Annotated in this window: 11 protein-coding genes; 7 read left to right on the forward strand and 4 right to left on the reverse strand. The window is 71.1% G+C overall.

Going from position 1 to position 13,097, the window contains the following annotated elements; translation table 11 throughout:
- Positions 1-331 precede the first annotated feature (331 nt).
- From ABD357_RS09505 to ABD357_RS09520, 4 genes are all read left to right on the forward strand, one after another.
- On the forward strand, positions 332-1,477 hold the full coding sequence (locus ABD357_RS09505) for a GNAT family N-acetyltransferase (protein WP_344388946.1): 1,146 nt from the start codon (positions 332-334) through the stop codon (positions 1,475-1,477).
- Positions 1,478-1,586: 109 nt separating this feature from the next.
- Positions 1,587-2,816: a DegT/DnrJ/EryC1/StrS family aminotransferase gene (locus ABD357_RS09510; RefSeq protein WP_344388948.1), complete on the forward strand. Its 1,230-nt coding sequence runs from the start codon at positions 1,587-1,589 to the stop codon at positions 2,814-2,816.
- 115 nt (positions 2,817-2,931) lie between these two features.
- Positions 2,932-4,041: a class I SAM-dependent methyltransferase gene (locus tag ABD357_RS09515; RefSeq protein WP_344388949.1), complete on the forward strand. Its 1,110-nt coding sequence runs from the start codon at positions 2,932-2,934 to the stop codon at positions 4,039-4,041.
- A gap of 105 nt (positions 4,042-4,146) precedes the next feature.
- Positions 4,147-5,457: an MbnB/TglH/ChrH family RiPP precursor modification enzyme gene (locus ABD357_RS09520; protein WP_344388950.1), complete on the forward strand. Its 1,311-nt coding sequence runs from the start codon at positions 4,147-4,149 to the stop codon at positions 5,455-5,457.
- Positions 5,458-5,466: 9 nt separating this feature from the next.
- On the opposite strand, the gene hemQ is transcribed toward ABD357_RS09520, so the two are convergent.
- On the reverse strand, positions 5,467-6,198 hold the full coding sequence (gene hemQ, locus ABD357_RS09525; protein WP_344388951.1) for a hydrogen peroxide-dependent heme synthase: 732 nt from the start codon (positions 6,196-6,198) through the stop codon (positions 5,467-5,469).
- Positions 6,199-6,202: 4 nt separating this feature from the next.
- A complete protein-coding gene (gene hemG, locus ABD357_RS09530; RefSeq protein WP_344388952.1) occupies positions 6,203-7,684 on the reverse strand; it encodes a protoporphyrinogen oxidase in 1,482 nt (493 codons plus the stop codon).
- Between the two features lie 169 nt (positions 7,685-7,853).
- Between hemG and ABD357_RS09535 the strand changes: the two genes are divergently transcribed.
- Positions 7,854-8,876, forward strand: a complete 1,023-nt coding sequence (locus ABD357_RS09535) for a DUF4349 domain-containing protein (RefSeq protein ID WP_344388954.1) — start codon at positions 7,854-7,856, stop codon at positions 8,874-8,876.
- A gap of 27 nt (positions 8,877-8,903) precedes the next feature.
- Positions 8,904-10,292 carry an FAD-dependent oxidoreductase gene (locus tag ABD357_RS09540; protein ID WP_344388956.1) on the forward strand — a complete coding sequence of 463 codons (1,389 nt, stop codon included), beginning with the start codon at positions 8,904-8,906 and terminating at the stop codon, positions 10,290-10,292.
- Positions 10,293-10,563: 271 nt separating this feature from the next.
- Here the strand turns inward: ABD357_RS09540 and ABD357_RS09545 are convergent, their stop codons facing one another.
- Positions 10,564-10,896, reverse strand: coding sequence for a hypothetical protein (locus tag ABD357_RS09545; protein WP_165341865.1), 333 nt, complete (start codon positions 10,894-10,896; stop codon positions 10,564-10,566).
- Positions 10,897-11,009: 113 nt separating this feature from the next.
- On the opposite strand from ABD357_RS09545, the gene ABD357_RS09550 reads away from it, so the two are divergent.
- Complete coding sequence (locus ABD357_RS09550) at positions 11,010-11,843, forward strand: rhomboid family intramembrane serine protease (RefSeq protein ID WP_344388959.1); 834 nt, start codon at positions 11,010-11,012, stop codon at positions 11,841-11,843.
- Here the strand turns inward: ABD357_RS09550 and hemE are convergent.
- Complete coding sequence (gene hemE, locus ABD357_RS09555) at positions 11,840-12,907, reverse strand: uroporphyrinogen decarboxylase (protein ID WP_344388961.1); 1,068 nt, start codon at positions 12,905-12,907, stop codon at positions 11,840-11,842. The genes ABD357_RS09550 and hemE overlap by 4 nt on opposite strands.
- Positions 12,908-13,097: the final 190 nt, after the last annotated feature.

The raw sequence follows: 13,097 nt of genomic DNA on the forward strand, positions 1-13,097 counted from the left end.
GTCCCGTCCATGATGTCCGGCAGGCGCAGAATACGCACCTCACTGTGCGCTCGGACGCGGGCGGAGTACGCGGGGGTTCCACAGCACGCGGCACCCCCCTGCTGCTGAAGAGCTGAAGGGGCCGGGAGTTACTGTAAGTCGCCGTAAGTTGCCGGGAGTTGCGATGGATATCCCTGAACAGACCTTGTCACCCGATCTATAGCATTTCATTGCAACGAACACTCTTGACATCCTGCGGGCTGTTTCGCCACGTTTGAGCTCTGCCGAGTAGCAGGACAAGGCAGGACGGACGCGGAGAACGCGTGTTGGGGGAAACGGGGGGCGGTCGCCCATGCGATCGATCAGCAGTGATGGCGACATCACAGACATCACCATCCACAGAGCCGAGCATCTCGACGCCTCGCTCAGCCGGGCCTGGCACAAGGCGATGGACGAGTCGCCCGACTACGCCAACCCCTTCCTGGCACCGGAGTTCGCGGCGGGGATCGGCGGTTGCCGCGGTGGCGCGCGGACAGCGGTCCTGCACGAGAGAGGCGAACCCGTCGGCTTCTTCCCGTACGAACGCAACTCCTTCGGCGTCGGCCGGGCCATAGGTCTCGGGCTCTCCGACTGCCAGGCCCTCGTGCACCGCCCCGGGATCACCTGGGACACCGAGCAACTGCTGCGCGCCTGCGGGCTGTCCGTCTTCGAGTTCGACCATCTCGTCGCGGAGCAGAAGCCGTTCGGCAGGCACGTCACGGGGACGTTCCCCTCACCGGTGCTCGACCTGAAGCCCGGCGACGGCGACTACGCCCAGTGGCTGCGGGCCGCATACCCGGGGATCGCCAAGACGACGCTGAAGAAGGAGCGGCGCCTGGGGCGCGACCTGGGCGAGATGCGGTTCGTCTTCGACGAGCGCGACCCGCGGGTGCTGCGCACGCTGATGCGGTGGAAGTCCGCGCAGTACCGCAGGACGGGACGGATGGACCGGTTCGCGCGGCCGTGGATCGTGGAACTGGTGGACCATCTGTTCCAGGTGCGCGAGGAGCACTTCACCGGTGTGCTGTCCGTGGTGTACGCGGGCGACCGCCCGGTGGCCGCCCACTTCGGGCCGAGATCGCGCACGGTGTTCGCGGCCTGGTTCACCGCGTACGACCCCGAGTTCCGCTACTACTCGCCCGGCCTGATCATGCACCTGCGGATGGCCGAGGCGGCGGCCCGGGACGGCGTACGGCTGATGGATATGGGCCGCGGCGACAAGGAGTACAAGGACTGGCTCAAGACCCGCGAGCTGCGCGTCGCCGAGGGCTTCGCGACCCGCCCCCACCCGGTGGCGACCGCGCACCGGCTGTGGCGCAGACCGGTGCGCGGCCTGCGGAACACGGTCCTGGCCCATCCCACCCTGCGCGAACCGGCCGACCGGCTGCTGAAGACGGTCGGCACGTTACGTACGTCGGGCCGGACGGGCTCCGGCAGCGCCGTACCCCGCACACGCTGAGCAGGACACCCTCGTACGCCACGTCGTACGCCCACTTGTGCACCCCTTGTAGCCCACTTGTGCACCCCATCGAACGACCCCTGACGGCCCTTCGACGTAAGAGGTGACCATGCCGTACGGATCGCGGCTCGCCGCGACGATGACACGGCGGCTCGGACGCGAATGCGTCTACACGCCCTCGGCACGGCTGGCGCTGTACCTGGCACTACGACGCTGGTGCCGGCCGGGCGCGCGCGTCCTGATGTCGCCGGTGAACGACGACGTGATCCTCTTCGTGGTCCTCGCGGCCGGGCTGCGCCCGGTGCAGGCCCCGGTGTCCAAGTGGGACGGCAATATCGACCCCGCCGCCGTACCCGAGTCGACCTGGCGGAACGTGGACGCCGTACTGACCACGAACCTGTACGGGTTGCCGGACCGCGTCGTCGAACTGCGGCGCCGCTGCGAGGAGTTGGGGATCCCGCTGCTCGAGGACGCGGCACACGCGATCGGCACGCATGTGGACGGGCAGCCGATCGGGACGTTCGGGAAGGCGGCGGCGTTCAGCCTGTCCAAGCATGTGGCGGCGATGGCCGGCGGTTTCCTCGCCGTCGAGGACGCGCGCACCCGGCGGGAGCTGGAACTGCTGCGCGACGATCTCCTCGAACCGGCCCGCCTGCGCACCGACCTGGCCGCGGCACTGCGTCCGCTGGCGCGTTCCGCCGTGCGCAGCCTCCATCTGGTGCGTCCCGCGTGGCGCACGATGCGGCGCCTCGGTCTGCTGGAACGCGACGGCTTCCGCATGCCCCTGCACGCGCCACGGCTGGCCCGCAGCGCTCGTGAGGCGCCCAGCCTGAAGGCGTACGAGCCATGGGTACGCGTCGACCTCCACGACTTCCGCTCCCGCCACGGAGCCCTGGTCCGCGGCCAGTTGAAGCTCCGCATGGCAGGCCTCGACGCGAACCTCGCCCACCGCAGGGTCGGCACCTCCCTGCTCTCGGGCACCGTCTGGGCCTCCCCGGCGCTGCGCGACCGAGCCACCCACGAGGGCCCTCCTCCCGTCTTCCGCGTTCCGCTCCTGGTCCACGACCGCGACGCCCTCGTGGAACGTCTGGTGAACCACGGCGTGGTCGCCGGATACATCTACGATCCCCCGCTCGACGACTACGCGGGCTCGGAGTTCACCGAACCGTCCCCCGCCCCGTCGGCGGCCCGCTGGTTCGCCTCACACGTGCTTCCGGCCGACCCGCTCCTGGCCCGCAGGATCACCGCCGCCCTGACCAGGGAGCAGGCCACGACCGCGTACCCGTCCCTCCTGGCACCATTGCCGGGCCCGGCGCCACGGACGCCCTTGGGACAGTGAGAAGCGCCCAACTCTGACTACACATCGTGACCATTCGGTGACGGCATGAAGTGTCGCGTGGGATTGTGGACAGGACCGGTCCGCCAGCGGAAACCCGAAACAGGAGGTCACGACCATGACCGACGCATCCGCGCCCACCCCGAACGCCGAACGGCTGGCCGAGGAGATCCTCACGGGCATGCGCTCGGCCCTCGAGATCCTCGCCGTCGAGGTCGGCGTACGCCGCGGCCTGTACGAGGCGCTGGCCGCGCACGGTCCCATGGCGCCCCGCGAACTGTCCAAGACGGCGGGCATCCATGCGCGGTACGCCCGCGAGTGGCTGGAGCAGCAGGCGGTCGCCGGGATCCTGACCGCGTCCGGGCCGGCCGCCTCCGCTCCCGACAACGACGGCTACGACCGGCGCTTCTCCCTGCCGGCCGAACACCGTCGCGTACTGCTGGACCGCGACGACCCGTGCTACATGGCGGCCGGTCCGCAGTTCATCGCCTCGATCGCCGAGACCCTGCCCGAGGTGCTGGAGGCCTTCGGCACGGGCGGGGGCGTGCCGTACGAGCACTACGGCCGGGGCACCCGTGAAGGCATCGCCGGACTGAACCGTCCCATGTTCCAACCGGAGACGCTCCGCTCCTGGGTCGCGGCCCTGCCGGACGTCCACCGACGGCTCACCCACGACTCCGGCGCCCGCGCACTCGACCTGGGCTGCGGCCTCGGCTGGTCGACGATCGCCCTGGCCCGCGCCTTCCCCACGGCCCGGCTGACCGGTATCGACCTGGACGCCGCCTCCGTCGAACAGGCCCGGCGCAACGCCGACGAGGCCGGACTCGGTGACCGGATCGCCTTCGTCCACACCGACGCGGCCGGGGCGGGCCTCGACGGCGCCGTGGACCTGGTCACCGTGTTCGAGGCGCTGCACGACATGGCGGATCCGGTCGGAGCGCTGGCCTCGGTGCGCCGGCTGCTGGCTCCGTCAGGCGCAGTGCTGATCGCGGACGAGAAGGTGAGCGAGGACTTCACCGCTCCGGGGCCGGACGTGGACCGCCTCAACTACGCCTTCAGCGTGCTGCACTGCCTCCCGGCCACCCGCGCGGAGGGCGCGAAGGTGGAGGCCGGCACAGTCCTGCGCCCCGCAACGGTGCGCGCGTACGCCCACGAGGCGGGATACAGCTCGGCGGAGATCCTGCCGGTCGCCCACGACCTGTGGCGCTTCTACCGCCTTTCGCCTTGATCCGCGCCCGCCGCTCGTACAGCCCCGACCCGGCGAACCTCAAATGTTGCTCTGAACGTTCCTGCCGCTGGGTTCGGCCCCACGTTTCGGGGCCATGACCCCGTCATGCAGCGACTGGGTACGGGAATCGGATGGCGGCCGGAAATCGCCGAGGCCGTCGAGCGCATGCCCGGCATCGACTGGGTCGAGGCCGTCGCGGAGAACGTGTGCCCGGGACACATCCCCGATTCACTGCGGCGCCTGCGCGACCGCGGCGTCACGGTCATACCGCACGGCGTCTCACTCGGCCTCGGCGGCGCCGAACGGCCCGACGAGGACCGCCTCACCGCCCTCGCCGAGCGCGCCGAGGCGCTCGCCGCACCGCTCGTCACGGAGCACATCGCGTTCGTGCGCGCGGGCGGCCTCCTCACCGCCTCGCCACGGCTGGAGGCCGGGCACCTGCTGCCCGTGCCGCGTACCCGGGACGCCCTCGACGTCCTGTGCGAGAACATCCGTGTCGCGCAGGCCTCCCTGCCCGTGCCGCTTGCCGTCGAGAACATCGCGGCGCTGTTCTCCTGGCCGGGCGAGGAGATGACCGAGGGGCAGTTCCTGTACGAACTGGTCGACCGTACCGGCGTACGTCTTCTCATCGACGTGGCCAACCTCCACACCAACCACGTCAACCGCGGCGAGGACCCCGCCAAGGCCCTCGACGAACTGCCCGTCGAGGCCATCGCATACGTCCACGTCGCCGGCGGCTTCGAACGCGACGGCGTCTGGCACGACAGCCACGCCCACGCCGTACCCCCGGCGGTACTCGACATCCTCGCGGACCTGGCGTCCCGGGTGCGCCCACCGGGCGTACTCCTGGAGCGGGACGAGAACTTCCCCGAACCGGCTGAGCTGGAGCGGGAGTTGGCGGCGATCAGGGGGACGGTGGAGAAGGCGAAGGCTCCGAACGCAATCGGCGAGCCTTCAGGCGTGCGGGACGGGGGCGCCCCGCAGGACACCACAGGCAACGAAGCTTCCCGTCAGCGCCTCGCCCTCGCCCAGGCCGCCCTGCTCTCCGCGCTCGTCGCCGGGACCCCCGCTCCCGAGGGCTTCGACCGGACGCGGCTGGCGGTGCAGGCGCGGGCCCTCGCCTCGAAGCGGGCCGACGTCGTCGCCAAGGTCGCTCCGGAACTGCCGGAGATCCTGGCGGGGGCGTACCGGCCGGAGTTCCTGGCGTACGCGAACGGCCACCCGATGACGGACGGCTACCGGCACGACGCGCTGGCCTTCGCCGAGCACCTGCTTCTGCACGGCCGCCTCGAAGACGCCGACGTACAGCGGGAGTTGAGCGACTGGTGGCTGGAGCGCTCAGGCCCCGCCCCGCTGTCGCGACGCCCGGCGGCCCGGCTGGCGCGGGCCACACGACGGGTTCTGCTGAGGCGCTGAGGCGGCTGCTCAGGCCAGGCCCGCGACCAGGTCGCCGATGTCCTTACGGCGCCCGGTGTAGAACGGGACCTCCTCGCGGACGTGCATCCGGGCCTCGGAGGCGCGCAGGTGGCGCATGAGGTCGACGATGCGGTACAGCTCGTCGGCCTCGAAGGCGAGGATCCACTCGTAGTCGCCCAGCGAGAACGAGGCGACCGTGTTGGCGCGCACGTCCGGGTAGCCGCGGGCCATCTTGCCGTGGTCGGCGAGCATGCGGCGGCGGTCCTCGTCGGGCAGCAGATACCAGTCGTAGGAGCGCACGAACGGGTAGACGCTGATGTAGTTGCGCGGCGTCTCGTCGGCGAGGAACGCCGGGATGTGCGAGCGGTTGAACTCGGCGGGGCGGTGCAGCGCCATGTTCGACCAGACCGGCTCCAGGGCCCGCCCCAGCTTCGTACGGCGGAAGAGGTTGTACGCCTCCTGGAGCTGGTCGGAGGTCTCCGCGTGCCACCAGATCATGAGGTCGGCGTCGGCGCGCAGCCCTGACACGTCGTACGTGCCGCGGATCGTGACGTCCTTGGCGGCGAGCTGGTCGAAGAGCTCCTGGACCTCGTCCGCGTAGCCGGCGCGGTCCTCGGGGAGGACGTCTCGCAGCTTGAAGACGGACCACAGGGTGTAGCGGATGACCTCGTTCAGGTCCTTGGCCAGCTTGCCCTTGTTCGGGATCTTGTCGGGGCCGGTGGTGGGGGCGTCGTCACTCATGGGGCTATTCTCCCGCGCCGCCGTGCAAGCTCTGCACCGGGTTGGTGATCAATTCGTCCAGCCCGCCGCGGTCGCCTCTCAGCTGGTCCACGGCGGCGTTGGCGCTCGCGATGCACGCCGGGATCCCGACTCCGTCGTACGCCGCACCGCACACGGCGAGGCCCGGCAGCTTGCCGACGTGCTCCCGGATGCGGGCCACCCGCGCGTAGTGCCCGACGGGGTACTGGGGCAGGCCGTCGGTCCAGCGGGTGACACCGGCCGCTATGGGCGTGGCGTCGAGGCCGGTGGCTTCGCGCAGGTCGTGGCGCGAGACGTCGACGAGTTCGCCGTCCTCGCGTCCGAGGATCTCCGTCTCGCCGTACCGCCCCACGGACGTCCTGAGGACCATCACGTCCGGGTTCTCCTCGTCGATCCACCCCCACTTCTGGGAAGCGAACGTCGACGCCTTGATGGTCCGCCCGTCAACAGGCGGCACCAGAAAACCGCTCCCTTCAGGGAGGCGGATGTCACCGCGGCGGTAGGCGAGCGTGATGAGCGCCATGGAGGCGTACTCGACACCGGCGAGCTCAGCCGCGGCAGCGGGCGCTTCGTCCCGCAGCAACGCGGCAGCCGCTGCGGCGGGAACGGCGACGACAACGCCGTCGGCGTGCAGCACGCGCCCTCCGGCGACGACGCGCCAGGCCAGTTCACCAGATCGCCCGGCCGCCTCCCCCGCGGACCTGCGCAGCTCTGTCACCTGCGCCCCGGTGACGATCTCGCCGCCGCGCGCCCGCACCGACTCGGCCACCGCGAGCGGCAGTTGGCCGCAGCCGCCCTCGATGCCCATGAAGACGGGGCCGGTCTGCTGCGCGGCAGCCGCCCGGGCCTGGATGCCGCGGACCGCCTCTGTCAGCGATGTGTGCGTACGTGCCGCCTCGAAGAGCTGGGGGACGGCCGAGCGCATGGAGATGCGGTAGGCGTCGCCCGCGTAGACACCGCCCAGGAGTGGCTCGATGAGGCGGTCCACCACCTCGTGGCCGAGCCGGGCCGCCACGTACTCCCCCACTGCCACGTCCTCGCCGATCTCCGTGCGCGGCAGGTCGGCGTCGCGCTCGATGCGCTGCACGCCCTCCGCGGAGAGCAGTCCGGCGAGGGCCGACGCGGTGCCGGGCACACCCATGACGTGGCCCTTGGGCATGGGCCGCAGCGCCCCCCGCGTCCAGATCGACGCGCTCGCCGTCGCGGGCGGCCGCAGCCGGGCGTCGAGGCCCACCTCGCGGGCGAGCGCCACCGCCTCGGGGCGCCGGGCCAGCATCGACTCGGCCCCGAAGTCGACCCGCGCACCGGCGATCTCGCCGGGGAGCAGCTTGCCGCCGAGCCGGTCCGAGCCCTCCAGGACGGTCACGCGCGCGCCGCTGTCCAGCAACCGGTGGGCGGCGGCCAGACCGGCGATGCCGCCGCCGATGACGACGACGTGACCGGGCCCGGTACGAGTGTCTGCGTGCATGTCTCCACTGTCCCACTCCCCACTGACAACCCTTCGGCCCCCTTCAGCCCGCGGTGTCCATGACGAGTCCGGACCGTGACCTGTTCGGGACCGGATACCTCCAACGTCCCGCCCCACTCGGGCGTCGAAGGAGCGTCAGTCATCACGAGACTCTCGGGGGTACGCAGACATGCAGACGCGTGGCACCACGCCCAGGCACGAAACGTCCAGGCTCCGACCCGTACGATCCCCACGGCCTGTCCGCACTCTCGCGACCCTCGCGGCACTGCTGTTGGCCGCCGCCCTCGCGCTCACGGGGTGCACCGGCGCGAACGACGCCGGCACCACCTCGGACAGCGGCGGTGAAGCCGCTTCCCGCGCCGACGCGGGCGCGGCCGACCACCGGCAGGAGGAGGACAGCAGTGGCAAGGACCAGCAGGCCACCGCGCCACCGAAGCTGAGCGCCACCCACATCATCCGTACCGCGTCCCTGACCGTGCAGGTCAAGGACGTACCCAAGGCTCTCGCCGCGGCCCGTACCGCCGTCGAGAACGCAGGCGGCATCGTCGGCAACGAGACCACCGACCGCGACTCCAAGGGTCGTGAGCGCTCGCGGGTCGTCCTGCGGGTGCCCACGGACCGGTACGAGGAGGTGCTCTCGGACCTGGAGGGCTCCGGCAAGCTGATCAACCGGACGGCGAAGGCGGAGGACGTCACGGACCAGGTCGTCGACGTGGAGAGCCGCATCAAGACGCAGCGCGCCAGCGTCATCCGGATCCGCGAGCTGATGGACCAGGCGACCAAGCTCAGCGACGTGGTCACGCTGGAAGGCGAGTTGAGCACCCGCCAGGCCGACCTCGAGTCCCTGCTGGCCCAGCAGGCGTCCCTGAAGGACCGTACGAGCCTTGCCACGATCACCCTGTCGCTGTCCGAGACGCCCGTGAAGGCGGCGGAGGACGAGGACCCGGGGCTGGCGGACGCGCTCTCTGGTGGCTGGAACGCGTTCGTCGCCACGTTCCGCTGGATCGCGATGGCCCTCGCCGCGGTACTGCCCTTCGTGGTGGGCGCGGCTCTGCTCCTGCTGCTGTGGGTGCGTTTCCTGCGCCACCGGCTGCCGCGCCGTCCGGCCACGGCGGACGCGGGAACGGGTACGGCGGGCATGCCTCTGCCGGTCGCCCGGCCGGCACCGGGAGAGGAGGGCCGGCAGGACTGAAATGCCGCACCCCCGTAGCGTGTTCGCATGAGCATGAGCCGTACGAGAGAACGCCTGGTGGTCGTCGGAGGGGACGCGGCCGGCATGGCCGCCGCGTCCCAGGCGCGCCGTATGAAGGGTCCCGACGAACTGGAGATCATCGCGTTCGAGCGCGGCCACTTCAGCTCGTACTCCGCATGCGGCATCCCGTACTGGGTGGGCGGCGACGTCGCCGACCGGGACCAGCTGATCGCGCGCAGCCCCGAGGAGCACCGGGAGCGCGGGATCGACCTGCGGATGCGTACGGAGGTGACGGCGCTGGATGTCGCGGACGGCCGGGTCCGCGCCCGTGACCTGGAGTCCGGGGCCGAGGCGTGGACGTCGTACGACAAGCTCGTGATCGCGACGGGCGCCCGGCCGATCCGTCCGCCGCTGCCCGGCATCGACGCCCCGGGGGTGCACGGCGTGCAGACCCTCGACGACGGCCAGGCCCTGATCGACACACTGGCCCGTACGTCCGGCCGGCGCGCGGTGGTGGTCGGCGCCGGCTACATCGGCGTGGAGATGGCCGAGGCGCTGGTGAACCGCGGGTACGAGGTGACAGTGGTCAACCGCGGCAAGGAGCCGATGTCCACGCTCGACCCCGACATGGGTCGGCTGGTGCACCAGGCCATGGAGGGCCTGGGCATCACGATGGTGAACGACGCCGAGGTCACCAAGATCCTCATCGGCGAGGACGGCCGGGTCCGCGCCGTCGCCACGGAGGACGCCGAGTACCCGGCGGACGTGGTGGTGCTCGGCATCGGCGTACGCCCGGAGACGACGCTCGCGCAGGCGGCGGGTCTGCCGCTGGGCGACCACGAGGGACTGCTGACCGACCAGGCGATGCGCGTACGCGGCTACGAGAACATCTGGGCCGGCGGCGACTGCGTGGAGGTCCTCGACCTGGTCTCCGGCCGCGAACGGCACATCGCCCTGGGCACGCACGCCAACAAACACGGCCAGGTGATCGGCGCGAACGCCGGCGGCGGCTACGCCACGTTCCTCGGCGTCGTAGGCACGGCGGTCAGCAAGGTCTGCGACCTGGAGATCGCCCGCACCGGCCTCCGCGAAAAGGACGCACGCAGGGCAGGGCTCCAGTACGAGAAGGTCACCATCGAGTCCACCAGCCGCTCCGGGTACTACCCGGGCGCCGCTCCCATGACGGTGAAGATGCTCGCCGAACGACGCACCGGCCGTCTGCTGGGCGTCCAGATCGTAGGCCGCGAGGGCGCGGGCAAACGAGTGGACATCGCAGCGGTTGCCCTGACGGCAGGCATGACGGTAGAGCAGCTGACAGCTCTGGACCTGGGCTACGCGCCCCCGTTCTCCCCGGTCTGGGACCCGGTACAGGTGGCGGCACGCAAGGCGGTGGGGGCGGTGTTCGGCAGACGGTAACTACCTGACTGGGGCCGGACTGCGATAAAGGCGCTGCGAAGCAGCAGCTTCAGGGGCGCGGGGAACTGCGCGACCAGCCACAACGGACCCGCAGCTCAGATACAACCTCTGCTCAAACGAACCCCCCTGTTCAACTGTTCAACCCGCGGAGCGACACGCGCGCATGGCCCTCCGCGCCGGCCACGCGCGCGTGCTCACGGCTCAGGGCGCCGAAGACGCCTGGGGGACGTCGGGCCCCGGAGCCCAGAGGGCAGGGGGCCCTGACGACGTCTCAGGCGCCCTGAGCCGCTCCGGGAGTGGTTCCGTTGATCTTCTCTATGGCCTGCCGAGCCTGCTCGCCAGGCGACCGCGGCAACGACGAGACCGGCGACACCTGCGGAGGCTGCGGCGCCGACTGGGGCCGCGCGTGCGTACCGGGCTGACGGCTGCGCAGCCGGTGGCTGGCCGCCTCGTCGAGGGTCACGGGACGCTGCATGCTCGCGGCAAGCCGACCCGCTTCCTGGCCGAGCGCGGCCACGTCCTCCCACGACAGTCTGAGCACGAGGGCTACTTCCGCCTCGCCGTCCGGCGTGGCGGTCATAGTCGGAGTGACTCGGTCGTTCATTGACCTGTTCCTCACGTGTTGCTGGGATCACGGCGGTTGCCGAAACATACGCAGACGCCCGCGCTCCCGTTCACACCCGTTCAGAGCGGCCCGGCCGCGGGCAGAAGTTCCTTGTGGTCATCCCCGTCCATGATGTGAACCCCGCACGCCGCACACCGTTCGTGACGTACGCGCTGATCGGCGCCAACGTCCTTGTCTTCCTGGCCACCCCGGGCGTGGCCGCCTCGCTGGTCGGCGAGAGCAGCCTCACGCAGCTGTGCCAGCTGCAGGCGTTCCTGGACCAGTGGGCAGCGGTGCCGCGCGAGATGATCCACGACCGGACGCCGACCGTCGTGCCCACCGGCGATGTGGCCGTGGGCCCACAGGGCCCGGGCTGCGTGCTGGGTCCGCCCGACTACGACAAGTCGCCCCCGCTGTCGGTGCTCACCGCCATGTTCCTGCACGGCAGTTGGCTGCACCTGCTCGGCAACATGCTCTTCCTGCTGATCTTCGGCAACAACATCGAGGACCGCCTCGGCCACGTGCGCTACCTGCTGTTCTACGTGGTCTGCGGCTACGCGGCGGGGTACGCCTTCGCCCTCGTCAACGCCACCTCCGGCGACCCGCTGATCGGCGCGTCCGGTGCGATCGCCGGTGTCCTGGGCGCGTATCTGGTCCTCTACCCGAAGGCCAGGGTCTGGGTCCTCGTACCGTTCCTGATCTTCCTGCCGCTGCGGCTGCCCGCCTGGCTCGTACTGGGCTTCTGGTTCGGCCTCCAGGCGGTGTACTCGTCCGGCGCCGGCGTCTCCGAGGCAGGCACCGTCGCCTACCTCGCCCATGTGGCCGGCTTCGTGGCGGGCATGCCCCTCGCCTGGCCCCTGCGCCCGGGTACCCCGCCTCCACCGGAGCCGCGCGGCCTGCTGTGGGGCAGGCAGGCCCGGCCGCGGCAGACCTGGAGACCTCGCTAGCGGGCGGTGCGTGTGTGGACGTACTCGACGAGCCTGGTCAGCGCGTCCGGGTCCGTGCTCGGCAGGACGCCGTGGCCGAGGTTGAAGATGTGGCCCTCCAGGCCCGCGGCGGCGTCGAGGATCTCCTGCGTCTTGGTCTCGACGGCCTCGGTGGTGGAGAAGAGGACCGCCGGGTCGAGGTTGCCCTGGAGCGCCTTGCCCGGGCCGACGCGGCGCGCGGCCTCGTCGAGCGGGACACGCCAGTCGACGCCGACGACGTCCGCGCCCGCCTCGCCCAGCAGACCCAGCAGTTCACCGGTGCCGACCCCGAAGTGGATACGCGGGACGCCGTACGACTTCACGGCCTCGAAGACCTTCGTGGAGGCGGGCATGACGGAGCGCCGGTAGTCGGCCGGCGCCAGCGCGCCGACCCACGAGTCGAAGAGCTGCACGGCCGAGGCGCCCGCCTCGATCTGCACCTTCAGGAAGGCGGCCGTGATCTCCGCGAGCCGGTCGAGCAGGTCGGCCCACAGCTGCGGGTCGCCGTACATGAGCGCCTTGGTGTGCTCGTGGTTGCGGGACGGGCCGCCCTCCACGAGGTAGCTGGCGAGCGTGAAGGGCGCGCCGGCGAAGCCGATGAGCGGAGTCTCGCCGAGCTCGGCGGTGAGCAGACCGATGGCCTCGGTGACGTACGCGACGTCCTCGGGCGTCAGGTCGCGCAGCTGCGCGAGGTCCGCGCGGGAGCGGATCGGCTTCTCGACGACCGGGCCGATGCCCGGCTTGATGTCGAGGTCGACACCGATGGCCTTGAGGGGGACGACGATGTCGCTGAAGTAGATCGCCGCGTCCACGTTGTGCCTGCGCACCGGCTGCAGCGTGATCTCGGCGACGAGCTCGGGCCGCATGCACGACTCGAGCATGGGGATGCCCTCACGCACCTTGCGGTACTCGGGCAGCGACCGCCCGGCCTGCCGCATGAACCACACCGGCGTATGCGCCACGGGTTCGCGCCTGCACGCCTTGAGGAAGGTGGAGTCGTACGCGGCTGTCGGCTGCTGGCCCGTGGGGCGTTCAGTGTCACTCACGCCAAAAAGTCTCGCATGCCGCGAGGAGCGCCCCGATAGGGGCGCGGGGCTGTGACACATGCGGCTCCGCCGCGATGGGGGTCCCCCCGCTCGAGCGAAGCCGAGAGTGGGGGAGCGACAAGCCACAACGAACCCGCAGCCGCCAACGAACCGAACAACCCCCGACGCTCCGCCCACGGCGACACCCAGT

Origin of the sequence: Streptomyces vastus (genome assembly GCF_039532825.1) — a bacterium.
In the GTDB taxonomy this organism is placed as follows: domain Bacteria; phylum Actinomycetota; class Actinomycetes; order Streptomycetales; family Streptomycetaceae; genus Streptomyces; species Streptomyces vastus.

Bases quoted from the DNA above. Each gene is read 5' to 3' on its own strand.
- ABD357_RS09505 (WP_344388946.1), top strand. From the start codon at position 332: ATGCGATCGATCAGCAGTGATGGCGACATCACAGACATCACCATCCAC.
- ABD357_RS09510 (WP_344388948.1), top strand. From the start codon at position 1,587: ATGCCGTACGGATCGCGGCTCGCCGCGACGATGACACGGCGGCTCGGA.
- ABD357_RS09515 (WP_344388949.1), top strand. From the start codon at position 2,932: ATGACCGACGCATCCGCGCCCACCCCGAACGCCGAACGGCTGGCCGAG.
- ABD357_RS09520 (WP_344388950.1), top strand. From the start codon at position 4,147: ATGCAGCGACTGGGTACGGGAATCGGATGGCGGCCGGAAATCGCCGAG.
- hemQ (WP_344388951.1), bottom strand. From the start codon at position 6,198: ATGAGTGACGACGCCCCCACCACCGGCCCCGACAAGATCCCGAACAAG.
- hemG (WP_344388952.1), bottom strand. From the start codon at position 7,684: ATGCACGCAGACACTCGTACCGGGCCCGGTCACGTCGTCGTCATCGGC.
- ABD357_RS09535 (WP_344388954.1), top strand. From the start codon at position 7,854: ATGCAGACGCGTGGCACCACGCCCAGGCACGAAACGTCCAGGCTCCGA.
- ABD357_RS09540 (WP_344388956.1), top strand. From the start codon at position 8,904: ATGAGCATGAGCCGTACGAGAGAACGCCTGGTGGTCGTCGGAGGGGAC.
- ABD357_RS09545 (WP_165341865.1), bottom strand. From the start codon at position 10,896: ATGAACGACCGAGTCACTCCGACTATGACCGCCACGCCGGACGGCGAG.